This is a genomic window from Ruegeria sp. BK1, from assembly GCF_056535645.1.
The window spans coordinates 209446-235579 of sequence record NZ_JBQFIS010000002.1; the positions used below are offsets into that span (position 1 = coordinate 209446).

The window sequence follows — 26134 nt, forward strand, 5'->3', positions numbered from 1 at the left end:
CCACATCAGGTCCGGCTTACTGCAGCCAGCCTTTTTCCTTGTAGTACTTCTCGGCACCCGGATGCAGCGGCGCCGACAGACCGTCCGAGATCATCTCTTCGGGCTTCAGGTTCGCAAATGCCGGGTGCAGCTTTTTGAAATCGTCAAAGTTTTCAAAGACCGAGCTGACAACCGCATAGACCGCGTCATCGGATACATCCGCCGAGGTCACAAAGGTCGCGCCCACACCAAAGGTCGTGGTGTCGCCATCCGAGCCGCGATACATGCCACCGGGGATGGTCGCGGTGCGGTAGTAGGAATTGCCGTCGATCAGACCATCGATCGCATCGCCGGTCACGTTCACCAGAACGGAATCACACGCAGTGGTCGCCTCCTGGATCGAGCCCGACGGGTGACCCACGGTGTAGATCATCGCATCGATCTGGTTGTCGCACAGCGCCGCCGACTGCTCAGCCGCTTTCAGCTCCGAGGCCAGCTCGAAATCGTCCAGCGTCCAGCCCACGGCCTCAAGCACAACATCCATCGTGCCGCGCTGACCCGAACCCGGGTTGCCGATGTTCACGCGCTTGCCCTTGAGGTCTTCAAAGCTGGAAATCCCCGCATCCGCGCGCGCCACAACCGTGAACGGCTCAGGATGGACCGAGAACACCGCGCGCAGGTTCTCAAACGCGCCCGCATCTTCGAATTTCGAGGTGCCGTTGTAAGCATGGTACTGCCAGTCAGACTGCGCCACACCAAACTCCAGCTCACCCTCGCGGATGGTGTTGATGTTGTAAACCGACCCACCCGTCGATTCCACCGAACACCGAACCCCATGCTCCTTACGGCCCTTGTTAACCAAACGACAAATCGCGCCACCCGTCGGATAATAAACGCCCGTTACACCACCCGTGCCAATCGTGATGAACTCCTCAGCATAAGCCGCAGGCGACAAAAATGCGGCGGTTGCGAAGGCTGTGATAGAAGATTTTTTGAGCACTTTGACACTCCTGTTGTCAGTTTTTTTGATCCTTGTGAGAATGACTGATCCACCCGAAACGTCGTTTGGAATCAGCCATTCAGATGGCAAGGAACTAAGCGAAACCAGACAAGGCGTGTCTATACGGTAGATTACGTATAGGCTGGTGATTCAAAGAGCAGCCACCGCGATACGGCCCAGGTGAAAAGACCGTCTGGATTGACTATTGGACACGACAGCACAGCAACCCTTCCATCAAGATCACTCAGAGCCGGCCCGCAGGCGCAGATCACTGCGTGCGACGCTGGCGCTATGTCTGGCGGGGCTGCAATTCGTAGCGGTGCTGTCCGTGACATTGTCGACTTTTGTCAGTTCGGAAAAAGCCCTGCTACGGCAATCGCGGATTTCTCTGAACGAGGTCAGCGTCAATGTCATTGGCCAGGTGCGAAACTTTCTCAATCCGGCACAGCAAGTATTGGATGCCACTAGGCGGCTGGCGGAAAACGATGTGCTGGATATCAACGACACTTCGGCGCTGGAAAGCCATTTCTTTCAGCAAATTCAGGTGGCTCCGCAATTGGCAGGCATCTATCTGGCAGACCACAGCGGGCGCTTCGTTTATGTCATGCGGACCGAGGAGCCAGGTCGGTATCGCACAAAGGTGATCCCGCCCTTTGCCGCTGAACTGACCGAGCATCCGGCAAGTTTTCAGTGGCGCAATGACCGGTTTACCCTTTTGGAAACGGCGCAATCCCAGACAGATACTTATGAGGCGCGCACCCGGCCTTGGTTTAGGATGGTATCCGAGGCGAAGGCCCCGATCTGGACCCAGCCTTATATCTTCTTCACCACCCGCCAGCCAGGGATTACGTATGGGGTGCCGGTTTTGGATGACGAGGGAAACATACGGGCCATTCTGGGGGTGGATATTCAGATTGACGCCCTGTCGGGGTTCTTGCTGGATATCTGGTCAGAGCGCCGCGGGGCTGCGCTGGTTTTGAACGAGGATGGTTCCGTCCTTGCCCACCCAACTCTTGTTCTGATCGACCAGGACGCGGATTTTGACAATCCTGAACTGCCAATGGTGGATCAGATTGACGACGAATTGGCCCGCCAGGCCTTTGGTGCTTTGGCGCAGAGGGGCAGCAGTCAGATCACCGGACCTGTTCATACTGATTTCGAGTTGGACGGTCAGGACTATGTTGCCATGTTGATCGATGTCTCGGAGCCCGGTTTGAACTGGCTGATCGGGCTCTATGCCGCCGAGGATAATTTTATTGGCGAAGTCAAAAAGAACCGGGTGCAAGGGATCTGGATTGCCCTGTCCATTGCGATTCTGACGGGCGCCATCGGTCTGGCGCTGGCGGACCGGATTTATGCCCCTGTGCGCATGTTTGCCAGTCAGACGCGCCGCCTGTCCAGTGGAGAGATCCCGGCCGGAGAAAGCCTGCACAGCCCCTATCGCGAGCTCGAGGATACCGGCGCGGCGCTGGCGCAGCAGGTGAGGCAGCGGCAGCGTTTTGAGGCGGCCTATGGGCGCACTTTTGATTTGGCGTCGCGTGGGATGGCACAGATTTCTCCCGAAACCGGCCGGTTTCTGCGGGTGAATGAGCAGCTTTGCGACATCATGGGGTATCAGCCGGGTGAGCTGGAAAAGATGACGCTGGCCGATATCCTGCCTGCAGATGGCAAGCAGATCGCTGTGACACTCCGCGAAACGCTATTGCAGGATTCTGAGTTTATCGTTGAAAATCCCTTTGTTCGAAAGGATGGGTCGAATATCTGGCTGCGTGTGAACGCGATTTTAATTCGCGACGAAAGTGGCGCGCCAGATCATGCGGTAGCCATCATCGACGACGTCAGTGACCGCAAGCTAGCCGAGGCTGAGGCCAGTCGTCTGAGCCGCGACCTGTCCCATGTGGCACGGGTGAACCTGATGGGGGAAATGGCATCGGGCTTGGCGCATGAGCTGAACCAGCCGCTCAGCGCGATTTCATACAATGTCGATGCGGCCATTATGACGCTGGACGAACTGGGCGAGACGGACCCGGAGTTGACCGAAATTCTCAGCGATGTTGACCGTCAATCGCGTCGTGCCGGTGACATCATTCGTGCCTTGCGCGATATGGTCCGCAAGGACCGGGGGCGGCAAACACCTTTCGAATTGGGTGGCCTAATCGCGCAGACCATCACCCTGATGGAGGCCGAGGCCAAAGCCCATGATTTAGCGCTGAGATATGATCGGGTAGACCTGCCGCCGGTGATCGGAAACCGGACCCAGATCGCTCAGGTCCTCGTGAATTTGCTGCGCAATGCGATCGACGCCTTGGCTAGAGACTCAGCCGGGGTCGGATCTATCGTGATCACCGCACATGCCGCAGAAGATGTTGTCGAAGTCCGGGTTGAAGACAACGGCCCCGGGGTCAGTCCCGATGTGGTACTGTTCAACACCTTCGACACACAAAAGGCCGAAGGCATGGGATTGGGTCTTTCGATCTGTCGCACGATCATCAAGACGAATGGCGGTGAAATCTGGCATGACCCGTCTGTTCTGTCGGGCGCGCGGTTCTGTTTCACCTTGCGGCGCAGCGACCGTTCCGGGAAAGAAGATACATGACCGAATTGACCGTCTATATCATTGATGACGATGATGATGTTCGTATTGCCTTGTCCCGTTCTTTGCGCAGGCGCGGCATGACGGTTGCGCATTTCCCTGATGCTCAGAGCTTTCTGGATCAGGTCGACGCAGATGCTTCTGGATGCCTTGTCCTGGACTACGGGATGCCCGACATGGACGGGCTTGAACTGCAAGATTACCTTGTCCGGCAGGATTCGACCCTTCCGATCATCTTCATCTCGGGGCATGGTGGCATCCCGGAATCTGTCCGTGCCACCAAGGCGGGGGCGATCGACTTTCTGGAAAAACCCTTTGACCTGAGCGTTCTGACAGACCGGATCGCAGTGGCTTGGGAGTTAGGAGAGAAGTTGCGCCAGCAAAAAGCGCGACGGCTGGATCTTGCGGAAAAGCGAGGGCGCCTTACAGATCGGGAAGACGAGGTATTGCAGTATATTCTGCGCAACCCCGGCCGCACCACCAGCAAAGAAATCGCAGCACAATTGAATATCAGCCCGCGCACGGTCGAAATTCATAGGGGGCGCATTCAGCTGAAAGTTGGGGTAAAAACCACAATCGAACTCTATGAGTTGTTTGGTAGATCGCCCTAGAGGTCGAACAAGAAAGCGCCCAGCCTACTGGCGGCCGGGCGCAGGTTCATCTCGACAGATTGACGGTTCGACTTCGGCTTTCGCGATACAAATGCCTCGGCTACGCGCGCATATTTGCACCGTTGGCGTCGTATGCAGGTCCCCCCAGAACTTCGGCGTCGTAGAACTCGCCCAGGATTTCCACCTGCAGCTTGGTTCCCGGTGCCGCACTGTCCGAGGCGACATAGCCCATGGCCATCGACTTGCCGACACGGTGGCCGTAACCGCCGGACGAGACATAGCCGACCGCTTCGCCGTCTTTCAGGATCGCTTCGTCGTTTGAGACGTCGATGCCGTCCACGTCGATGGTCATGGTGACCAGCTTTCGTGCCACGCCGTCTGCCTTGAACTTCTCGGTCGCTTCCCTGCCTACAAAGTCCTTCTTCCAGTTGATGAAGACATCCATGCCGGATTCGACCGCATTGAAATCAGGGCGGAAATCGGTGGTCCAGACGCCCCAGCCTTTTTCAAGGCGCAGCGACATCAACGCGCGTGCGCCGTACCAGCGATAGCCCAGATCGGCCCCGGCCTCTTCGATCGCCTCGGCCAGACGCAGCAGGTACATCGGCTTGCAATAGATCTCAAAGCCCAGCTCGCCCGAGAACGAGATACGGTTCAGGATCACCGGCACGCCGCCTACGAAGGTCTGGCGCAGATCGCGGAACTTAAGCGCATCGGCGTTTACGTCGTCGCGGGTTATACGGGCCAGCAGTTCGCGCGATTTGGGGCCTGACAGCGCGATCCCGTGCCAGTCATCCGAGACATTGGCATAGCTCACGTCCGCAGGCAGGTCCTTTTCGAACCAGCGGCGGTGCGCATCCTGCATTGCGCCCGATCCGAACAGCATGAAATGGTCATCGCCCAGACACGCCACGGTCAGGTCACCGTACAGACGGCCTTTTTCGGTCAGCATCGGGGTCAGCGCCAGACGGCCCGGTTTCGGGACATAGCCTGCAAGAGTGCGGTTTAGGTAGTCTCGCGCCCCGGCGCCCTTGAACTCGTGCTTGGCAAAGTTGGCGATCTCAATGCCGCCCACGGCCTCTTGCACGGCTTTTACTTCGCGCGCCACATAGTCGTGGCTGCGGTTCCGCTCGAAAGTCGGGGTTTCATGCGCGTCTTCGGCGTTGCCAGCAAACCACAGCGCGTTTTCCAGACCAAAGCCTTGCCCCATCACGGCGCCCTTTTCGACCAGACGGTCATAGAGCGCGGTGGTTTTCTGCATCCGGCCTTTGGGCAGCGTTTCGTTCGGGAAGGTCATCACGAAACGACGCTCGTAGTTTTCCGAGGACTTGATGGTGCCCCAGTCCGGCGTTGCGAACTCGCCAAAGCGGGCGACGTCCATTGCCCAGACGTCAATCGAGGGCTCGCCGTCGATCATCCATTCGGCCATGGTCAGGCCAACACCGCCGCCCTGACAGAAACCCGCCATGACGCCCACGGCGACCCAGTAGTTCTTCATGCCCGGAACCGGGCCGATCATCGGGTTGCCATCTGGGCCAAAGGTGAATGGGCCGTTGATGGTGTCCTTGATGCCGGATTCGCCGATGGCGGGGATACGCTCGAACGACATTTCCAGACGGTCGGCGATGCGGTCCAGATCAGGTTGCAGCAGTTCGTGGCCGAAATCCCACGGCGTGCCATCGACCTTCCACGGGGTCGATTTCGGCTCATACGTGCCCAGCAACATGCCGTGGCGTTCCTGACGGAAATAGATGTTGGCCTCATAGTCGATACCCGCAGGCAGACGACCCGCTTCACCCAGGCTCTCCATGCGGTCCCTGATCATCGGGATCGCATCGGTGATCAGATAGTGGTGCTCCATCGGCTGCACCGGCAGGTGGATGCCCGACATATGGCCCACCTCACGCGCCCATAGGCCACCGCAGTTCACGACCTGCTCGGCGTTAATGACGCCTTTGGGGGTGGTCAGATCCCAGCTGCCATCAGGGCGTTGGGTCATCGACGTCACACCGCAATGGGTGAAGTATTGCGCGCCGTGGTGACGGGCGGATTTTGCAAAGGCATAGGTCGCGCCCGAGGGGTCCACGTCGCCGTCCTGCTCATCCCAGAGCGCGGCGTGATAGTGTTTGGGGTCGATCAGCGGGTGACGCTCGGCCAGTTCCTGCGGGCTGATGAATTCCTGATGCAGGCCCATGTAACGCGCTTTCGAACGCTCGCGCTTGAGATAATCGTACCATTCCTTGGTCGAGGCCGCGTAGAAACCGCCGGTGATGTGCATGCCGACCGAGTGGCCCGAGGTTTCCTCGATCTCTTTGTACAGATCGATGGTATAGCTTTGCAGGCGCGATATGTTGGGGTCCGAGCTGATCGTGTGGATCTGACCCGCCGCGTGCCAGCTGGAGCCTGAGGTCAGTTCATCGCGTTCCAGCAGGACAACGTCCTTCCAGCCGAACTTGGCCAAGTGGAACAGGATCGAACAGCCTACAACGCCGCCGCCGATGATGACGACTTTGGCATGGGAGGGCAGTTGTTTGCCGGATGTGGTTTCATCTTTTTGAATCTCGGGCATGAGAGGGTCCTGTGTCTTTCGTTTGGCTGGGGAAGGGGGCTGTCTGCCCCCCGCCGCGCTGGCGCGCGATTCCCCCCGAGGATATTTTTGGCCAGATGAAGAGATCCCGGTGCTAGTACCAGGCGTCTGGGATTTCTTCTTTGCGCTTGGCAACATAGGCGGCCAGTTCTTCTTTCTTGGCCTCGTCCATTTCAGGCGGCTGGTAGTCGTTCAACATTTGGTTCCAGCGTTCATAGGCGCGGCGGCGCATGTCCTTGGAGCCGCCTTCTTCCCAGCTTTCGACATTTTCGCTGTCGCTCAATCTGGGCTCATAGAACGCGGTCTGGTAGTTTCGCATGGTGTGGGCGCAGCCCAGGAAGTGTCCTCCGGCCTTGACCTCGCCATAGGCGTCGCGTGCAAAGGCCTCGTCACTAGTATCCAGGCCCTGGCTGAGCACTTTCTGGTAAGAGCCGAGACGGTCGGCATCCATGATCAGTTTTTCGAACCCGGTGCACAGGCCACCTTCGAGCCAACCGGCTGAGTGCAGCACGAAGTTGGCTCCGGCCAGCATGGTGGAGTGCATGGAATCGGCGGATTCGTAGGCGGCTTGCGCGTCTTCGATCTTGGAGGCGGTCAGCGAGCCGCCGCAGCGCAGTGGCAGGCCAGCCCGACGGGCCAGTTGTCCGATCGCATAGTTCGACATCACCGGTTCAGGCATGCCAAAGGTCGGTGCGCCGGATTTCAGCGACATGGATGACAGGAAATTGCCCAAGACAAAGGGCGCGCCGGGGCGCAGCAGTTGCACATAGGCGCAGACCATCATCGCCTCGGCCATGGCCTGTGAGACGCTGGCGGCAGTACTGACAGGACCCATTGCGCCGGACAAGATGAACGGAACCACGATCATGCCTTGGCCGCGAGTCGAATAGACTCGCGCCGCTTCGGTGACAACGCGGTCGACCAGCAGCGGAGAATTCGTGTTCACGTTGCCCATGATGACGCAGTTTTCGCGCATGAAGTCCGCGCCAAAGACAATCTCGGCCATGTCGACACTGTCTTGCGCCCGGCTCATCTCGGTGATTGCGCCCAGATGCGGTTTGTCGCTGAGGGTCATATGCGCAAACATCATGTCCAGGTGGCGCTTGCTGACCGGAACATCGCAGGGCTCGCAGGTGACGAACCCGCCATGATGCAGATATGGGTGCATGTAGGTCAGTTTGACCAGCTTTTCGAACGCGTCGATGTCGCCATAGCGGCGACCGCCCTCAAGGTCGCGTACGAAGGGCGCGCCGTAGACAGGTGCAAAGACCTGATTGCCTTCTCCGATCACCACTGATCGTTCGGGGTTGCGCGCGATTTGGGTAAAGCTCTTAGGTGCCTTGGCGCACAAGCTGCGAATCCATTGTGCGTCGGCCCGCACAATATCCCCTTCGACCCGCGCACCTTCACGTCGCCACAAATCCAGCGCCTGCGGATCGTCGCGAAATGCGATGCCTACATCCTGAAAAATCCAGTCAACCTGTGCCTCAAGCCGCGTCAGGGCCTCTTCGGTCAGAGGGTCGAAAAACGCCAGTTTGCGCTGGATGTATGGGGAGGCCGGAACCGAACCGGGCTCTGAACTGTGGGACCGGGATTGACGCGAACGCCGAGCCATAGTGAATCACTCCATTCTTTTTCGACATATTAAGACCTTGAAATGGCGCTGTGATGCTTGAAAAAAAGAATGCGTAGCATAAACAGTATTTATGCAAGAACTCTGGAAACTTCTCGGATCTCCGCGGCATCTCGTGGTATTTGAAGCTGCCGCAAGGCTTCAATCCTTCACGCGGGCTGCGCAAGAGCTTAACGTCCAACAACCGGCGGTCAGTGTCGCGATCCGACGTCTTGAGGAGGGGTTGGGAACGGTGCTTTTTACCCGAAGCCACCGTCAGGTTGTCCTGACCACGGCAGGCGAGAGGTTGCTGGCCGATGTAACCCGCGCTTTTGAACAGCTCGCTCTTTCTGTCTCATCCATCCAACAGCTTGGTCAGACCGGATATGTGACTCTCAGCGCTTCGACGGCTTTCAATAACTATTGGATCATGCCGCGCCTTGCTGACTTGCAGCAGCAACACCCGCAAATTGACCTGAGATTGCAGTCCAGCGACCGGGACCCCGACATCGACGCGGAAAACATCAGTCTTGCTGTTCGGCAGGGGGACGGGAACTGGCCGGAATGCGAAAGCGCCCTGATCGCGCCCGAGGTGATCTATCCGGTTGCATCACCGCGCGTCATGGCGGCGGCTGTTGATCTGCGTAGCTTGCCCAATCTGCTGACCCAGCGCCTGATCCACTTGGAAGAGCCCATTCGTCAACGTCCAAGTTGGCGAGATTGGTTCGCGAATTTTTCGGTCAATACAGCGGTGCCGCAAACGGGTCTGCGTCTCAATGACTATGCTCTGGTCCTTCAGGCTGCCATGGCCGGTGAGGGCTTTGCCTTCGGTTGGAAACACCTGACAGACCGGCTGATTGAGCAAGGTCTGTTGGCGGCCAGACCGGAATGGCAATGGACAACGGGGAAGGGGTTTTACCTTATCTGGTCGAAGAGAAGACCCTTGTCTGATGATGCGCAGAGGGTCAAGGAATGGCTTCTTGCCACCGCGCAAGCAGAAGCCGGATAGACCTGCACAAAAGGGACCGTCTCGCCTTACATCAAATATTTTCCAGTACCGGCTGAAAGAAGCGGGCTGCTATACCGAAGAGCCGACGCGGAATGGTGTGACCCGTGAACGTAACCCTCGACCGTCCACATTTTGTCCTGAACACTTTGTGCGCTTGACGCAGAAAATACAGTGATATAGCGCAGAAGCGCACCCTTAACGGTTTTGGTGCGCGACCAGGCGGCGATTGAGGCGTTAATGTCCCCACCCCAAAAGTTTGTGTTCTTTCTGACGGATGAGTTTTCGCATCTGGCGTTTTCCTGTGCAGTCGAGCCTTTGCGAATTGCAAACCTGATCAGTGGTAAGGAACTATACGAATGGTCCTTGCGCTCGGAAGATGGGGTATCGGTTACGTCGTCGAACGGTTCAGAAACGCTGGTGGACGGGGATTTTTCTGTCGTCCCGAAATGTCATAGGTTGCTGGTGTTGTCTGGCATCAACATGCGCAATCATGTCAGCCGCCCCTTGTTGGCGGCGCTGCGGCGTGAACGTGCGAAAGGAACAGAGATCGGTGCGCTGTGCTCGGGCGCATGGATATTGGCAGAGGCCGGTTTTCTGGACGGTATGAAAGCCGCCATCCACTGGGAATATCACGACAGCTTTATGGAAGAGTTTCCAGATGTGAATCTGGTGCGCAGTGTCTTTGTCGCGGACGAAAAATACATCACCGCCTCTGGAGGCACGGCGACCGCCGACCTGATGCTGCATTTGATCGAAGCGGATCACGGTGAAGACCTCGCCTTGGATGTCGCAGACCAGATGGTCTATGTCGCCGTTCGTAACGCCACCGCTGAACAGCGCGTTTCCTTGCAATCCAGAAATGGGATGCGCAACAAACATCTGGTCGGCGCGATCCGTGTCATGCGCGATCATATCGACGAGCCGGTCTCGCCTTCGGTTATTGCAACGCAGCTCGGCATTTCGACCCGCCAACTTGAAAGGCTGTTCGGCAAATACTTGAATTCGACTCCCAAAAAATACTATGTCGAAATGCGAATGGACCGGGCACGGACGCTGTTGTTGCAGACCGAGGATTCGATCACCGACATTGCGTTGGCCTGCGGATATGAAAGCCCCGGTCATTTTTCGAAAGTCTATCGTGCCCATTTTGGCGTTTCGCCTCACGCGCAGCGCAACAAGATAGACTAGCTTCATACGCCAGGGCCGACCCGGGGCTTCGAAGGTTGATTCGAGTCCCGGGCCCTTGTCGTGTCGCACGCGGCACCATCATGTCGCATCTATCAAATATGCTTCGCTCATTTTGACGCAGCCGCGTTCGGCAACTGCCATATTCTGTGAAAATCCTGGAGAATCCCGATGACCACAGAAACTCGCACCCGTTCCCGCTCTGGCGGTCGTTCTGCCCGGCGGGCCATTCGTACCGCTCCGGTGTTCGACATGCTTTCCGGCTTGACCCGCAACTTGCCGGTTTGTGAAGTCATGGACGGCGCCCAGGTAGAGTTGATCGACAATGCGGCCATGGACATTCTGGAAAATGTCGGTGTCCAGTTCCGCGACCCGATCGCGCTGGAAGACTGGAAGAAGGCTGGTGCAAAGGTCGTTGGCGAACTGGTCTATCTGGATCGCAACATGGTGCGCGAGTTGATCGCAACCATCCCGGCGCAGTTTACATATCACGCGCGCGATCCGAAAAAGAATGTGATGCTGGGCGGCAAGCACTCGGTCTTCGTGCCGATGACCGGCGCGCCCTTCCTGCGAGATCTGGAGGATGTGCGGCGAAACCCGTTGCTGGAAGATCTGGCGATGTTCCACAAGCTCAGCCACATGATGCCGGCGCTGCACAGCTCGGCCCACCATATTGTCGAGCCCTACGATCACCCGATCAGCCAGCGTCACTTGCGCATCACATATTCGTCCATGAAATATTCCGACAAAATGTTCATGGGTATGACCACTTCGCCCAAAAACGCCGAAGACGTGATGGATATGTGCGCGATCCTGTTCGGCGATGAGTTCATCGACAACAATCCCGTCACCACGGGGAACTGCAATGGCAACAGCCCGCTGGTATGGGATGAAACCATGCTGGGCGCGATGCGCGCTTTCAGCCGACGCAATCAACCCGTTTTGTGCTCGCCCTTTGTGCTGGGTGGCGCAAACACGCCGGCATCCGTTCCCGCCACCGTGGCGCAGCTGACGGCTGAGGCCTTGTCGGCGCTGGCCTATACACAGGTGATCCGCAAGGGGGCCCCGGCGATCTGGGGTCACTATCTGTCGACTGTGTCGATGAAATCCGGCGCGCCGATGGCGGGCACACCCGAGATCAGCCTGATGAACTTCATGATCGGTCAGATGGCGCGGTTCTATGATGTTCCGTGGCGCACCTCGAACACTTTGGGCGGTGCCAAGACCTTTGACGCGCAGGCAGGCTACGAATCCGCAACAACGCTCAGTGCGGTGATCCATGCCGGTGCGAACTATATCTGGCACTCCGCCGGTTGGAACGAAGCGGGAATGCATTGCTCGGTCGCCAAGTTCATCGTCGATGCGGAACAATGCGCCATGGCCTATCGCATGGCAGAAGGCCCCAAATGGCACGATTTCGATCAGGCGCTTGCCGCGGTTCCAGATGTTGGGCCCGGTGGTCACTACTTGGGCCATCCGCACACGCAAGACAATTTCCAGGAGGCGTTCTTCATGCCGGAACTGTTCGACAACAACTCGATCGAGCAATGGCAAGCAGAAGGCAGTGTCGAGATTACCGAACGCGCGTTGAAACACGCCAAAAAGCTGTTGGCCGAGTACCAAGAACCCAAATTGGACGAAGCCAAGAACGAAGAGCTATTGGATTACATCGCGCGCCGTGAACGTGAGATCCCTGCAGCTGATGAACTGAACCAGACTTACTGAGAAAAGTCTCTCCCCGTACTGGCCCGCCTCAATAGGCGGGCTTTTTTTCGAGGTGGGAAAACAATGTTGCGGGCGACCGAGCGGATCCGCCCGGCGCCCTGACTATTCTACACGCGCGCGCCATTCCTTCCACCGAAGCACGGCGTTGCCGCCGATTTCTCTGAAGGGTTGCGGTGGCAGTCGTTTTGGTTGAGCTTCTGCCGAGAAGTGCTGTGAGATGGCTGAACTGTGACCGCAGGCGAGTTCTGCCGCCGCGATACCTGTGAGGGTTCCGCGCGCAGTGCCCAGCCCGTTTTGTACGCAGCCGGAATAGACCCCGGTGTCGATTTCGCGGGTGACTGAAACGCCGTTCAGGCTCAGGCACAGGTGACCTGCCCATTGGTACTGCATCTTCATGCCAGCAAGCTGGGGGAAGCGCGCGTCGAATTTGCGCTGCATGACCTTTGAGGCGCGCGTCAGGTCGCGAGCAGTAGCGGTCATGCCGGGGCGTAAGGCGGCGCAGGTTCGGGTGATGATGCGGTTGCCGCCTTGTCCGGTGTCAATACGGCGCATGGTGGTGCCCATGGGATCGGACGGGGTCACTCCCCAGCGAGGTTGGCCGCCCAGTTTCTCCAACGCATCGCTGCCCAATTCCGGGGTCATCGACGCAAACAGAAACAGATGCATCAAACGGTCGCGCTCGAGCCCAAAGCTTTCAAGGTGGCCGTTGACGGTCAGGATCACCATGGGTGCCGTGACGCTGCCTTTCTCTGCCTGCACGCGCCAGTCTTTGCCTTCGCGGGCAAAGCCGGTGACAGGGCTGTTTTCAAAAAGACGCACGCCTTGCCCGACCAGACCGTCCGCCAACCCGCGGATATAACCGGCGGGCTGCAACATCACCGTACCTGACGTGTAAAGCCCTGACGTATAGTGGTGCGAGCCGGTCAGTTCATACATTTGCCGAGCATCCAACATCTGGCTTTCTTCGCCCAACGATGTCAGGTGCTGCGCATAGCTTTTGTTGTGCGCCTCAGCCGTGTCGCTGACCGCCCCATTGACCTTGCCCGCCGGGTCAAAATAGTTCGGGTCGATTTGATATTCCTGAACGGCCATGCGGGCAAAACGGATCGCTTGTCGGTTCAGATCAATCATCTTGCGATCGTCACCGCTGCCTGCATAGTCGTCCGAGGCCAGATCATGCGGCAGGTCGATCATGAAACCCGAGTTTCTGCCTGCTGCGCCTTCGGCGATCCGACCGGCCTCAATGACCACGACTTTGGCCTCGGGTTGCAACTGTCTAATACGGCGTGCGGCTGTCAGTCCCGCAAAGCCCGCCCCAACAACGACAAAATCAGCAGTCTGATCCTCGTCCAGCTCCGTCGGCTGAGCTTGCGGACCCAGAATCGTGTTCCAAGCAGCCGGTCCGCGTTGGACCGGCAGGGTTTTAGCGGTGTACCGCGTCAATTCACAGCCTCATCGGCGTCATCGGCAAGATCAATCCAGATGGTTTTCAGCTGGGTATATTGATCATGGGCATGGACCGAGTTGTCGCGGCCGCCAAAGCCCGACTGTTTGTACCCGCCAAACGGGGTCGAGATGTCGCCTTCGCCAAAGCTGTTGACTGTGACAGTCCCAGCCCGCAGGGCGCGGGCACCGCGAATGGCGCGTTTGGCATTGGCGGTGAAGATCGACGCACACAGGCCGTATTCGGTGTCATTTGCGACCGCGATCGCCTCGTCAAAGCCCGAGACTTCGATCACCGACAGAACCGGGCCAAAGATTTCTTCGCGGGCCAGAACGGCATTGTTGTCTGCAACTTCGACCACGGTGGCATCGACAAAACCATCCTTGGCAGTGCCGCCGATCAGCACATTTTCGGCCTGGTCCAGATAGCCGCATACCTTGGTGTAATGCCCCTCGGATACCAGCGCGCCCATGCGGGTTTCCGGGTCCAGCGGGTCGCCGATATTCCACTGTTTCGCATGATGCGCGATACGCTCCAACAGCTCGGCCTTGACGTCCTTGTGCACGATCAGGCGGGACGAGGCCGAGCAGTTCTCGCCCATGTTCCAGAACGCCCCGTTGACCAGATGCTGGGCCACGCGGTCCAGGTTTTCCGCATCATCCATCACGATGGCGGGGTTCTTGCCACCCATTTCAAGCACCACTTCTTTGGCGTTGCTTTCCGCCGAATAGGTCAGGAACCGTTTGCCGGTTACGGTCGAGCCGGTGAAGGACACCATGTCGACATCCATATGCCGCCCGATGGGTTCGCCCACATTGGCCCCGCCTCCGGGAACGATGTTGAGAACACCGGCTGGAACACCGGCCTCCATCGCCAGTTCAGCCACACGCAACGCCGTCAGCGTGGTTTCCGCCGCTGGTTTGATCACCAGCGAACAACCCGCCGCCAGCGCCGGACCGATCTTCCACGCCAACATCAGCAGAGGGAAGTTCCACGGCAGCACAAGGCCGACTACACCGATGGGTTCGCGCACGACCATTGCGATGTGATCGTCAGACGCGGGTGACACCTGATCATAAATCTTGTCGATCGCCTCAGCATGCCACTTCAGACAATGAATCGTCTCGGGCACATCCACCGTTTCGCAATCATAGATGGTCTTGCCGCTATCGATGCTTTCCATCACCGCAAGTTCCCGCGCATTGCGGGTCATCAGCTTGCAGAGACGGATCAGTATGTCCTTGCGTTCGGACGGGTGCAGTTTCGACCAGCGGCCATCGTCAAAGGCTTCGCGCGCCTTTTCGACGGCAAAATCCACATCTTCCGCACCACATGCGGCGATCTCGGTCAGAGTCGCGCCGGTCGCCGGGTTGGTGCTGGTGAAGGTCTTGCCCGAGATCGCCGGACGGAAGCTGCCGTCGATAAAGGCACCGGTGGGCAGGTCCAGACCCGCGGCGATGGATTTATATTCGTCCTGTGTCAGCAAGCTCATGCCTTATCCCTCCGCCACGATGTCAGCGATTTTGCGTTTCAACACGCGCGTGACCTGTTCCAGCGCGCGTTTGTCATCCTTGTTCAGACCCTTCAGCGGCGGGCGCATGATGCCCGCGTCGATACCGTTCATGGTGACGCCGTGCTTGATGGTCTGGATGAACTTTCCACCCTGTTCCAGCACATGCATCAGCGGCAGCATGGCCGACATGATGCGGCGGCCTTTGTCAAAGTTCCCCTGGACCACGCAGGCATTGTACAGCGCCACATGTTCCGCTGGCAGGAAGTTCGACCCACCACAGACCCAGAACGGCGCGCCCCAGGCAAAGAATTCCAGCGCCTGATCGTCCATGCCGCAGCCCAGCTGGATATGCGGATAGTCACGCGCCAGCAGGTGTACCCGGTTGATATCGCCCGAGCTTTCCTTGATGCCGCAGAAGTTGCGGCTGCGACCCACGCGATCCAGAAACTCTTCGCCCATCATGGTGCCGGTTCGGTGCGGATAATTGTACAGCATCACCGGCAGATCAGCCGCCTTGTCGATGGTCAGCGCGTTCAGCGCGTTTTCCCGGTCGGTGGGCACCGAATAGGCCGGGCTGGCCAGCAGGATCGCATCTGCGCCAATCTCACGCGCGCCTGTCGCCAGCGCAATGGAATCCGGCGTCATCATCGCACCGGTGCCGACGACCAGCGGCAGGCGGCCATTCAATCGTTCATGGGTGAACTTCGCCAGCTCCAGGCGCTCGGCCACCGGCTGCGCATAGTTCTCGCCGGTGGACCCGCCCGAGATCAGGCCATGCACACCGTTTTCGATGAGATATTCGATCACATCCGACAGCGCGTCCCAGTTGACGCTGCCATCCTCGTGATATGGGGTCACGACGGGCGTGTAGATCCCTTCAAATTTGAACAGGGGTGTCATTTACATCCTCATGCAGGGGTTTTGCGCGCAAAAGATCCAAGCGGTACATCAAGCCCTGCGGGCGTGACGAACAGCTCGATCTGGTCGCGGGACAGGTTCCAATGGTCGATGGCGAGCTGCGCGGCAGCCGCCTCATCGCCCGCCTCGATGGCGGCGATGATGGCATCGTGCTGACTGCTGGCGACTGATAGGTTTTCGGCCATGTGTTGGTCCTGCGGCTGATAAAAGGTCATGCCAATTCTGGCGTGGTCAATCAGCAGTCGCTTGAAGGACGGCAACAGATAAGTGTTATCTGCCATGGTGCCGGTAATCTCGTGGAACAGGTTGTTGGCCATTGCCCGGTCCGCACCCGAACCCGAGCGCAATGCCGTCTTGAAGCCTTCCTGTGCGGCTTTCAAATCGGCAAGTTGAGCAGTTGTGGCATTCTTTGCCGCAAGGCGCAGAATTGCCCCATAAATCATTGGTGCGGCCAGAAAGAAATCACGCAGGGTCGTGTACGACATCCCGGTTACCCGCGCACCGCGGTTTTCGCGAAGCTCCAGATACCCTTCGCCCGCTAACAGTCGGAACACTTCACGCAAGGGCGTGCGGGACAAGTCGAACTCTTCTGACAACGTGGCTTCGTCCAAATCTTCCCCTGGCGTCAGTGCAAGCGTCATCACCGCTGTTTTCAAATGCTCATAGAGCTGCGTTTTCTTGCGCCGGGATGCATCTTTCATCTCAGGTCCTCTCATCGCGCGCCCCTGCGATCTGTGAAATCAGAATCGCGACAATGGGGGTTGTCTCTCGGTCAGATACCTTAAAATGCAAGTTGTATACAATTATAATATTTTATCATCCGCACATAATTTTTGCTCGAAGGTCCAGGTGTAGGCCCTGTGATTGGTCGGCGAGGCCATGGGGCAGGCGTGGCGCGCGATGCGCACCCTGAGGGGTGCAACACTGGCCGTTCAAGACGGTAAAGTCTGGACATACAATTGAGACATGACCCGACATCCCCCTGAGACATAGAAACAGAACAATCATGACATCCGAATTCGATCTTGGATTGTCTGCTCAATGCGGGGCGATCAAACAGGTTTAAATTCTGTCCAATTCAACGCCGTCGGTTTGGGTTCATGCATGGATACAATTGATACAAATAGCGACATCAAATGGAAAAACTGTCATGGTTCTTTAACCTGTTCGCCAGTCGAACGCTCGCAAAGGACGGTGGTTTTGGAAGATTTTGCCCTACGCTCCGAACTTGACGCCGATGCGGCCATTGCCTTGCTGGAAGATGCGTTTTCCGGCGTCGCCTGCGGTATGGCGCTGTTGGATGAAGATCTGAATTTTGTTCTGGTTAACGAGAGCTTTGCGGATATCGCGTTCGGTGGTGAAACTGCATCTCGGTTTAGCGGGAAAGTGGACAAGATACCTTTCGAGAACTGGTCTCTGGATCATTTCCAAACCCCGGATGGTTTGGAAGAAGTAGGGCTCAAGGCCGATCTGCGAAGAGCCATTACATCTTGCGAGCAGGGTATGGCATGGAAATTGCGGGACGGGCGACAATTTCAGGCTTCAGCCAAACGCGCCCAAATTGGCGGATATCTGGTCTCGACGACCGAGGTGACACCCCGCGATACGATGGAGGCCGCCGAACGCGCGCGGAACATGTTGCGTGAAGCGGTGGACGCCTTGGATGACGGGATCATGTTGTTCGACAGCGACATGAATCTTGAGGTCTTCAACACCCGCGCCTCTGAGTTCTTTCAAAGAGATGGCAACCGTTTCGAACCAGGCCAGTCGTTTGAGGCGATCTGGCGCCGTCTCGCGCTGGATGGATTCTGGGTTCTGGAGGACGGCGTCGACCCAGAAGACCGTGCGCGGCTGGCGGTTGAAAACGTGCGAAACGGGGCCAAATACCGCGAAATCCGGCTGTCTGACGGGCGTGAACTGTTGGCCTCGTCGCACAAGACCGATCAGGGCGGGTACCTGCTGGTTTACCGCGATCGCACCGATCAGGCGCGGGTGGAAAACCTTCTGGAAGACGTCATCGAAAACCTGCCCGTGGGCGTCGCGGTCGAAGATGCAAACCATCGCCTGACCCATTGCAACGACGCGTTCAGCCGTTTCTACGGTATTTCGGGCGACGAATTGAAGTCGCTATCGCGGGCGGATCGCATCGCCCAATTGTATGACAAGCTCGAGGCCCTGAACGACGTTCCTTGCGACGGCTTCCCGCTAAGCGCCCAACGCTCGATCATGCGCGCCCATAGCGAACAGTTCATCCCTGTTGAGATGAAATTCAGGGACGGGCGCCACATCCTGGCCGAACGTGCCTCGACCACACGGGGCGAGACCATTTTGGTGATGACAGACACGACCTCGCTGAAGGAAGCGCGGGATATGCTGCTGGACGCTTTTCAGGCGCTGGATGAAGGCATGGTGCTGTGCGACGGGGACATGAATTACGTCTTTGGCAATGACGCCTGGAAAAAGATGAATTTCGAAGGGGCTGAGCACATGATCCCCGAGGTCGGAGACAGTGTCGTTGAAAACCTCGCCGCCCTTATCGCCATGGGGCACTACGACATGGGCGGCATGTCGGGCGAGGAATACATGCAGTGGATGATGTCCGAGATGTCCCAGCACGGCAAACGGGCGCATGTGAAGTTCGCCAACGGCCGGCACATCATGGGTTCATCGCACCTGACCTCCTACGGTGGTGCGCTGCTGTTTGTGCGTGACATTACCGAACAGCAAAAGCTGGAAGCTGAACTGGAGCAACAGCGCGAGATCGCGCATCAGAACGAGAAACTTTCGGCTTTGGGCGAGCTTCTGGCTGGGGTCGCGCATGAGCTGAACAACCCTTTATCTGTTGTTTTCGGCTATTCTCAGATGCTGCAAGGCAAAATCAACGACCCGGTCTTGTCGGAACGTGTCGACCTGATCTGCCAGTCTTCGGAACGGGCGGCCAAGATCGTGCGTACTTTCCTGGCCATGGCACGGCAACGTCCGACTAGCATGGAACCCTGCCCGGTCAATGACATCTTGGAAACGGCGCTTGAGGTCTCAAGCTATTCCTTGAAATCCAACGGAACCGAAGTGGTTGTCGATCTGGACGGATCAGATCCCCATGTTACGGGGGATTTCGACCAGCTGGCACAGGTGTTTAGCAACCTGATCGTCAACGCGGGACACGCAGTGCGCAACAAGGGTGCGCGCGGGAAGATCACGGTTCGAACCCGGCATGAAGGCGGGCAGGTGCAGATCGACATTTCGGACAATGGCAACGGCATCCCCAAGGACATCCAGCCACGCATTTTTGAGCCCTTCTTCACCACAAAGGATGTCGGCGAAGGAACCGGGATTGGCCTGGCCTTCAGCCACCGGATCGTTGAAAGCCACGATGGTACTTTGACCGTGGCCTCGACCGTGGGGCAGGGGGCCACATTCACCGTTCGCCTGTTGGCATCGGAAGATGACAGCGTTCTTCTGACTGGTCCCGAGGTTGAACACCCGTCCAGCCGCTCGGTTCTGGTCGTGGATGACGAAGAGGGCGTCGCGCGGCTGATCACCGATTTGCTGACCGAGGCGGGATATACAGTGACCATGTCCACCGATCCGACTGCTGCACTGAAGTTGGCCGAGGCACAACAATTCGATGCGGTGCTGAGCGATTTCAAGATGCCTCAGATGAGCGGTGATACTTTCTTTCGTGCTCTGCGGGCTGTTGCCCCGGAAAATGCCGCCCGAACCGGATTTATCACCGGTGACGCGATGAGTACGCAGGTCACAACCTTTTTCAAAACCTCGAAACGCCCCCATATCGAAAAACCCATTATGCAAGATGAGTTGCTGTCCCTGCTGACATCCTTGATCGGAGACTCCACGAAATGACCGCCCCTCGAATTGCTATTTGCGATGACGAAGCCCCCCTGCGTCGCATGTTGCACGACCATCTCAGTGAATGTGGATATACCGTGGATCAGGCAGCCAATGCACAGGAACTGGCCGAACTGCTGGAGGCCGGAGAGCCCGATCTGATCGTTCTGGATATTCGTATGCCAGGCAAGGATGGCCTGACCGCTTTGCGCGAAATCCGCGAAACCTCGACCGTTCCGGTGATGATGCTGACGGCGGCAGGGGATGTGGTGGACAAGGTGCTGGGACTGGAGTTCGGGGCCGATGACTATCTGGTGAAGCCAGTGGATCTGCGCGAATTGCAGGCCCGCGTCAACGCCGCCCTTCGGCGGAACAAATTTCAGACTGACAAGCAGGAATCGCTGAACAGGTTGTCGGGCACAGTACCTTTTGGAACCTGCCGCCTCGATCTGGATCAGGCTCGGCTTTTTGGTGCCGATGGGCAGGAAATCCCAATCACCGCGATGGAATTCAGCCTGTTGCGGGTTTTTGCAGAAAACCGCGGGCGTGTGCTGAACCGTGACCAGCTGCTGGAACAGGCCCATGATCGCGGGTGGGAGCCTTTCGACCGCTCCATCGACCTGCGTATCTCTCGGATCAGGCGCAAGATCGAACACAACCCGACAAAGCCCGAGGCGATCCGAACCGTGCGCGGCATTGGATATGTCTTCAGCTAGAGCGCTGGGGCCATGATGAACCACACCCGCTGATAAAACGTCAACCCATTGATACAAATGAGACAAACCGCAACATCCTGCTGAGACAGACGGGGCGGATAAGGGGCTATGACAACCTTTTTGTATCGGAGAAACCCTATGCGTCTTGTTAAACCCGCCATCCTGACAGCCTGTATGTCGACCGGTATCGCCGCGCAGGCAAACGCGTGCGACATTGAACATTCCCTACGCTACTCGATCGACGGGCAGGGTGAGCATAGCGTGCATTTGAATGATGTCCTAATCGACAAAGGCGACCATTCAAGCGGTTTCGCGCGGCTCAGCAAAGGGCTGGTGGCCGGCATCAACGAGGTTTCGATTGCGTTCACGGCCCGTGATGCAAACAGCACGGCGCGCTACAGCGTCCACAAAAGCTGCAAGGGCGGCCTTCCAGATGAAACCCCGATTGCGCAGGTTAGCTTTGACAGCACGGCGACCAAGACGCTGCAATTTGACACCGAAGTGCAGGACACCGCAATTTATCCCGGCGTGGAAAGAACCGACGGCTCTGGTCTGATGGCCGCCGTGCAATCACTGCAGGATGCCATTCGCAGCCGCAATAGCGACGCGGTGTTTGCTTTGCATGGGCCTCTGCTTGCCAACATGGTGGCCAACGGCGCGCCGCTGGAACGGATCAATGCGCATGTCGGCGGTATGATTGCCGAAGGCGAGCTGCACATTCAGGACGAGCTTGAGATGAAAGCTGTTCTGGACGGTCAAGCCTGGCAGGTGGTTGGCCCACGGGGTGAACCGCCCGTGTCCATTACCCGGACGCATTCTGACGGCACCCATGGGTGGTCAAGTGGTACGTTGTGGATCTTCGTCGACGGAGCATGGGCCATTCTGGAACCCTGAGCGGAGGGTGTCGCGCCTGCGGGCGCAATGCTGCACATCCCAAAAATTGAAACCCCAGCGCCCCGTTTTGCCCTTCTCCCGTGTCTTATCCAGTGAACTGACACCATAAGGGGTATTTGAAATGGTCGGAAAAACACTGATCCTTGGGGCCGGGCGGGGCGTCGGGCGCGCAACGGCGACCGCGCTAGCCAAAAAGGGGCGAAACGTTGTTGCGGTATCACGCTCGGCTGTGGATCTGGACAGTTTATGCGCGGAAACAGACAACATCACGCCCGAAGTCATGGATGCCTCCGAGGATGGCGCGGTATCTGATCTGCTTGGAAAACACGGTCCCGACACGGTTCTGCATATCGGTGGGATCAAACCGCAGATGGGGCCGATCAGCAGCTATGACTGGTCGGATTTCTGTGCGCCGTGGTTCAACGACACCAAGATAACCTTCGATCTGGCACAGGCCGCGTTGAACGGTGCCATACCTCAAGGCGGTACTGTCCTCACCTTTGCCAGCGGCGCAGCCCTGAACGGATCGCCCTTGTCCGGGGGGTACGCGGGGGCAAAACGTATGCAGCATTTCGTGATGAACTACGCGCAGATGGAAGCAGACAAACGCGGGCTCGGTCTGACCTTCGCCACGATCTACCCCAAACAGTTGATCGCGGGCACCGCCATCGCGCAAGAGGCAGCGAGAGCTTATGGGCAGATGCGCGGCGGCGATGCGGCCAGCTTCATGCGCCAATGGGACACCCCCCTGACACCCGAGGCGATTTCTGCGCATATGTGCACCTTGGTCGCCCATCCCAAAGCCGGGGCCTATGGCATTGACGGCGCGGGCGTGGAAAACTTGGGGTGACATGAAGCCTGATTTGCCAACGACCAATGCCGCCTTGACCGCTGCACTGACGACACTGTGTCCTGATCTGCATCGCTTTCTGTCGCGTATGATGGGATCCGTCTTTGATGGCGAGGACGTGCTGCAAGACACAATGCTTGCCGCGCTGCGCGCCATTGAGACGGGGGCTCGGGTCGAAAACCCCCGTGCATGGATGTTTCGGATCGCTCGGAACACCGCGCTCAACGCCATCCGCGCCCGAAAGTCGGAGCAGGCCATGAAATCCCGCCTGAGTCATTTCGAAGAGGTCACACAAACTTTGCCGGTTTCGGGCGGGACGGCGGATACGTTGCGCCCTTTGATGGCGCTGACGCCTAGACAGCGCAGCGCTGTCATCCTGTTTGACGTGTTGGGATACAGCGCTAGCGAGGTGGCCGATATCTCGGATTCCAGCATCGACGCGGTCAAGTCGACGCTCAAACGTGGACGCGCGGCGCTGAGATCCGCGCCATCGGAGCAACTGGGCGATCTGAACGACACTGACAAAGTGCTTTTGGCGCGATACACTGCCTGCTTCAACGCACATGACTTTGATACGATCCGCGCCATGCTGGCGGAGGAGGTGGCGCTGGATGTCGTCAGCATCGAACACCGCACCGGCGCTGAGGCGGTGGGCGGGTATTACTCAAACTACGCGAAGGTGGCGGATTGGATGATGGTGCCCGGCCATGTGGACGGGACGCCTACGGTGTTGGTCTTTGACCGTGAAAAACCCGGCATTGCCCCGGTCTATGTCATTCGCCTGACCTTTTCGGACCAAAAACTGCTGCGCATTCAGGACTTTCGCTATGCGCGTTACGTGATGCAGGATGTTCACTGGCGGCGGGTATAACCTGATTGTCTCAGTTCAGGATGATAGACCATTCGCCGTCGATCCTGGCCCAATAGGTGCCAAGGGGCTGTGTCCAGGCGCTGCCATCGTACTTGTAACGGGACGTCAACGCCACATCGTACCCATCGGTCAGGCGTTGGAAGATCCTGCCTTCAGCGGCGGGATAAAAGGTACTGTTTTCGGGCAAGTCAAAGATACCTTCTGTCACGGCATGGATCAGATGAGCAACAAGGGCATCCCGATCCAACCCGCCTTCGACACTCCTGTCTATGACAAGTTGCAACGCGCTCAGTACGGCTTGCGCATCCCGCGCAAGGACTGTGTCGCGAAACGCGTCATAGGCCGCAGCCAGCCCGTCAGGGTCGCCGGGTTCCAACGCTTCGAATAGAGGATTGCCGGGTTTCGTCAAATGAACCGAGAATGCCACTTCGCCCCCGCCAGACAGGTCAGCCTTGGAAGACGCCGCCTGATTTTCAAAACCCCCGGCACAGGCGGACCTGATCTGAAACATCGCGCTCTGATCACCTTCAAATCGGATGTGAACCCGATTTTCGCCTTGAATGTTCCATTCGGCAAAGCCCAGAACGTTTTCATCTGGACCTACGAATTTGCGGTAGTACACGTCATTCAGAAAGATAATCGCGTGGCCGTCTTCGATGCTGAATTCAAGGACGTGTTTTAGATTACAGCTTTGGGCTGGATGGGCCGTAATAGCAGCCGCAAAAAGGGCTGGTTTCCAAGGAAACATCATCTCTCCTGTCAAATTTTCGCAGAATAGAGTGCCGGCTTTTCGTCCATGCTGCCCGTGCCGTGTGTCTGTAGTAGGTTGCGCCCCGTATCAAATGTATCACTGTCGCTTGGGTCAGATGCAGCCCGGAGAACCCGAAAAAGTGGTGGAATTACAATTGATACACTCCGCGGCATGCGGATGATACACAGCGCGTTCAGCATCCCCTCATCACGCGAAGATGGGCTGTTTTGCCCTCGCGGCTAGCATGGAGCAGGTCATATGAGCGCGACGAATTTCGTCCTTTTCGCGATGGGGGTCGGTGGCACGACCTTCGCCTTCTGGGGATTCTATACGCAGGCTGGGCAACAAAACTTTGACGGTATGAGCGGCATGATACCGTTCGCCGCCGGGGTGCTGGGCGCGTTGTTTCTGTTACTGTCCATTCTTTTGGCGGGCTATCAGTATTTTTTTCACCCATGGCTGTCGCGCCGGTGCCCCCGGCTTTTCCTGATGCGCCGCGATACTCAGAGCAAAATCACTGGGTGTTGCTGCTTGCCGTTGTCGCGATGCTGGGCCTGTTTGATCTGTTCTGTCGCTTTACGGTTGGGGTTTCCGGTATCCTAATTGCGATTTCATGGTTCGAGGGCACCGGGTTTCATTGGGTGCTGGGCGCGCTTTTTGTCTTTGTGCTGTTTCTGCACGCCTTACTTGCATCAACCTCGCTTGTCACCATCCATGCCCGGTACTTTGGTCAACCGGAACGCTCGGTCGTGGTTGGCCATGATTTGCACAACGAGGTGTTCCGGCTCTATCCCGCGGGCGAGATTGTCGCGACGTCCAGCGCCGTCCACGATGACAACGACGTGTTCACCGACCGTTTTTCCGATCTGCGATGGGAGAAAACCCTGCGGTTCGGCCAACGGGCCGAGGATACCTTGGGCTGGCAATCCTTCACCACAGCCGCAGCGATAAAGGCGGGTCTAATGCACTGCCTGACCTTGGTGATCCTCGGGCTGTTCTTTATTGGGCTGATTGGCTGGTCTGTCGACTATCAGGGGGATTTGGGTGATAGCTCGGGCCGACCCCTGGAAGATGGCTTTGCCTGGCTTTGGACCCATCACAGGGCTTTGTTTCTGGGCGCAGTTGTCAGCGGCACAGTCGCGATGATAGCTCTGGCCGCCTCGGTTCATGATCCGAAATTGGTTGCGCAACTTCAACCGGACGAGGTTTTTGCGCAGCTCCCCGATACAATCCAGTCCGGCGCCGTTATTCAAGGCGTTGTTACAGATCACACAATCGAACAGTTGCATTTCAAAAACCAGTCTGGCCCGCGCATCTCGCACTACAATGTATTGGTTCGCTTGGACGGGATTTTCGCCCGTCCGGTCTGGATGCGGATCAGCCTGGGCACTCAGAAATCAGTTCGTCTCTGGTTGGAAGGCGCCGTCGCGCAACAGGAATACGCCCAACCTTTCGTTGTGCAGCAGGACCTGTCCATCATGCCGCAATCGCTTCATGGTCAGCGGGTCGGGATCAGCGGTAAGTAGTTTCGTACTTAACCCACAAACCAAGTCGCTTTCTTGCAGGATCACATCATGACAACGCCCCCTCTCTCATGTTTCTGGAAGGGTTTGTAAGCGGTCTTGTCTACAGTGAATTGCAGCGCACTGCCGGTTAGTGAAGCGTTCGCGCAAACGGTTGCGGATAGTACGATATTGGCTGAAACACCTGTTCAGGAGGAAAAGCTTGAACTGGCTCCGGGCGATGACGGCGACCTTCGCCTTGAATGCCTCGAGGGGACCATGGACGTGATTATCAACTCGCGGATCTATCGCCTTGCCGATGGCGAAATTCTGGCGGTTCCGATTGCCAAACCCAGTGAAGTGGATCTGGAGTGCAGGTTTGCAAATATCAGGTTCTCGGCTGGAACAAAATGCTTTACACGCGGGCACCTTCGCGCGTTCTTTCTGAACGGAATGGCGATTTTGCGATGTTTTGACAGGCCGGTGCCCGCCTCTCTTTCTGATCGAAGCTGATTTGGCCTGGAA

At 57.6% G+C, this 26134-nt stretch carries 20 protein-coding genes; 12 read left to right on the forward strand and 8 right to left on the reverse strand.

Going from position 1 to position 26134, the window contains the following annotated elements; translation table 11 throughout:
• Window positions 1-16: 16 nt before the first annotated feature.
• Window positions 17-979, reverse strand: coding sequence for a TAXI family TRAP transporter solute-binding subunit (locus tag ACR3E7_RS19470; protein WP_480719511.1), 963 nt, complete (start codon window positions 977-979; stop codon window positions 17-19).
• Window positions 980-1184: 205 nt separating this feature from the next.
• Between ACR3E7_RS19470 and ACR3E7_RS19475 the strand changes: the two genes are divergently transcribed.
• Both ACR3E7_RS19475 and ACR3E7_RS19480 read left to right on the forward strand, forming a co-directional pair.
• Window positions 1185-3575: a sensor histidine kinase gene (locus tag ACR3E7_RS19475; RefSeq protein WP_480504751.1), complete on the forward strand. Its 2391-nt coding sequence runs from the start codon at window positions 1185-1187 to the stop codon at window positions 3573-3575.
• Entirely contained in the window at window positions 3572-4183 is a 612-nt protein-coding gene (locus ACR3E7_RS19480) for a response regulator transcription factor (RefSeq protein WP_480504749.1), read from the forward strand. The genes ACR3E7_RS19475 and ACR3E7_RS19480 overlap by 4 nt, the downstream gene beginning before the upstream one ends.
• A gap of 100 nt (window positions 4184-4283) precedes the next feature.
• On the opposite strand, the gene ACR3E7_RS19485 is transcribed toward ACR3E7_RS19480, so the two are convergent.
• Both ACR3E7_RS19485 and ACR3E7_RS19490 read right to left on the reverse strand, forming a co-directional pair.
• Window positions 4284-6752 carry a GcvT family protein gene (locus ACR3E7_RS19485; RefSeq protein ID WP_170789027.1) on the reverse strand — a complete coding sequence of 823 codons (2469 nt, stop codon included), beginning with the start codon at window positions 6750-6752 and terminating at the stop codon, window positions 4284-4286.
• Between the two features lie 112 nt (window positions 6753-6864).
• The gene (locus tag ACR3E7_RS19490) at window positions 6865-8385 is read right to left on the reverse strand and encodes a trimethylamine methyltransferase family protein (protein WP_170775603.1); all 1521 of its coding nucleotides are present in this window, start codon (window positions 8383-8385) and stop codon (window positions 6865-6867) included.
• A 133-nt stretch (window positions 8386-8518) separates the two neighbouring features.
• Between ACR3E7_RS19490 and ACR3E7_RS19495 the strand changes: the two genes are divergently transcribed.
• The 3 genes from ACR3E7_RS19495 to ACR3E7_RS19505 all read left to right on the forward strand — a co-directional run bounded on the left by ACR3E7_RS19495 (window position 8519) and on the right by ACR3E7_RS19505 (window position 12301).
• Window positions 8519-9391, forward strand: a complete 873-nt coding sequence (locus ACR3E7_RS19495) for a LysR substrate-binding domain-containing protein (protein ID WP_480504747.1) — start codon at window positions 8519-8521, stop codon at window positions 9389-9391.
• Between the two features lie 237 nt (window positions 9392-9628).
• Complete coding sequence (locus ACR3E7_RS19500; RefSeq protein ID WP_170783644.1) at window positions 9629-10579, forward strand: GlxA family transcriptional regulator; 951 nt, start codon at window positions 9629-9631, stop codon at window positions 10577-10579.
• A gap of 168 nt (window positions 10580-10747) precedes the next feature.
• A complete protein-coding gene (locus ACR3E7_RS19505) occupies window positions 10748-12301 on the forward strand; it encodes a trimethylamine methyltransferase family protein (protein ID WP_480504744.1) in 1554 nt (517 codons plus the stop codon).
• 102 nt (window positions 12302-12403) lie between these two features.
• Here the strand turns inward: ACR3E7_RS19505 and ACR3E7_RS19510 are convergent, their stop codons facing one another.
• Genes ACR3E7_RS19510 through ACR3E7_RS19525 form a run of 4 tightly spaced genes read right to left on the reverse strand, consistent with a single transcriptional unit; the run spans window position 12404 to window position 16877 of the window.
• Window positions 12404-13744 carry an NAD(P)/FAD-dependent oxidoreductase gene (locus ACR3E7_RS19510; RefSeq protein ID WP_480504743.1) on the reverse strand — a complete coding sequence of 447 codons (1341 nt, stop codon included), beginning with the start codon at window positions 13742-13744 and terminating at the stop codon, window positions 12404-12406.
• Window positions 13741-15237 (reverse strand): aldehyde dehydrogenase, encoded by a 1497-nt coding sequence (locus ACR3E7_RS19515; RefSeq protein ID WP_480504741.1) that lies wholly within the window; start codon window positions 15235-15237, stop codon window positions 13741-13743. Before ACR3E7_RS19515 ends, ACR3E7_RS19510 begins: the two co-directional genes overlap by 4 nt.
• Window positions 15238-15240: 3 nt before the next feature.
• Entirely contained in the window at window positions 15241-16158 is a 918-nt protein-coding gene (locus tag ACR3E7_RS19520) for a dihydrodipicolinate synthase family protein (RefSeq protein ID WP_480504739.1), read from the reverse strand.
• 8 nt (window positions 16159-16166) lie between these two features.
• Window positions 16167-16877, reverse strand: a complete 711-nt coding sequence (locus ACR3E7_RS19525) for a GntR family transcriptional regulator (protein ID WP_480504737.1) — start codon at window positions 16875-16877, stop codon at window positions 16167-16169.
• A gap of 499 nt (window positions 16878-17376) precedes the next feature.
• On the opposite strand from ACR3E7_RS19525, the gene ACR3E7_RS19530 reads away from it, so the two are divergent.
• The 5 genes from ACR3E7_RS19530 (at window position 17377) to ACR3E7_RS19550 (ending at window position 23356) form a co-directional block, all read left to right on the forward strand.
• Window positions 17377-20040 (forward strand): PAS-domain containing protein, encoded by a 2664-nt coding sequence (locus ACR3E7_RS19530; protein WP_170789044.1) that lies wholly within the window; start codon window positions 17377-17379, stop codon window positions 20038-20040.
• The gene (locus tag ACR3E7_RS19535) at window positions 20037-20741 is read left to right on the forward strand and encodes a response regulator (RefSeq protein WP_170789046.1); all 705 of its coding nucleotides are present in this window, start codon (window positions 20037-20039) and stop codon (window positions 20739-20741) included. The genes ACR3E7_RS19530 and ACR3E7_RS19535 overlap by 4 nt, the downstream gene beginning before the upstream one ends.
• 138 nt (window positions 20742-20879) lie before the next feature.
• Complete coding sequence (locus ACR3E7_RS19540) at window positions 20880-21635, forward strand: hypothetical protein (RefSeq protein WP_170775582.1); 756 nt, start codon at window positions 20880-20882, stop codon at window positions 21633-21635.
• A gap of 121 nt (window positions 21636-21756) precedes the next feature.
• On the forward strand, window positions 21757-22485 hold the full coding sequence (locus ACR3E7_RS19545) for an SDR family oxidoreductase (protein WP_480504734.1): 729 nt from the start codon (window positions 21757-21759) through the stop codon (window positions 22483-22485).
• A complete protein-coding gene (locus ACR3E7_RS19550; protein ID WP_480504732.1) occupies window positions 22448-23356 on the forward strand; it encodes a sigma-70 family RNA polymerase sigma factor in 909 nt (302 codons plus the stop codon). Before ACR3E7_RS19545 ends, ACR3E7_RS19550 begins: the two co-directional genes overlap by 38 nt.
• Before the next feature lie 10 nt (window positions 23357-23366).
• Here the strand turns inward: ACR3E7_RS19550 and ACR3E7_RS19555 are convergent, their stop codons facing one another.
• Window positions 23367-24104, reverse strand: a complete 738-nt coding sequence (locus tag ACR3E7_RS19555; RefSeq protein WP_480504730.1) for a hypothetical protein — start codon at window positions 24102-24104, stop codon at window positions 23367-23369.
• A gap of 524 nt (window positions 24105-24628) precedes the next feature.
• Between ACR3E7_RS19555 and ACR3E7_RS19560 the strand changes: the two genes are divergently transcribed.
• Both ACR3E7_RS19560 and ACR3E7_RS19565 read left to right on the forward strand, forming a co-directional pair.
• Window positions 24629-25633, forward strand: coding sequence for a hypothetical protein (locus ACR3E7_RS19560; protein WP_480504728.1), 1005 nt, complete (start codon window positions 24629-24631; stop codon window positions 25631-25633).
• Window positions 25634-25801: 168 nt separating this feature from the next.
• Window positions 25802-26122, forward strand: coding sequence for a hypothetical protein (locus ACR3E7_RS19565; protein WP_480504726.1), 321 nt, complete (start codon window positions 25802-25804; stop codon window positions 26120-26122).
• The last annotated feature ends 12 nt before the right edge of the window (window positions 26123-26134 follow it).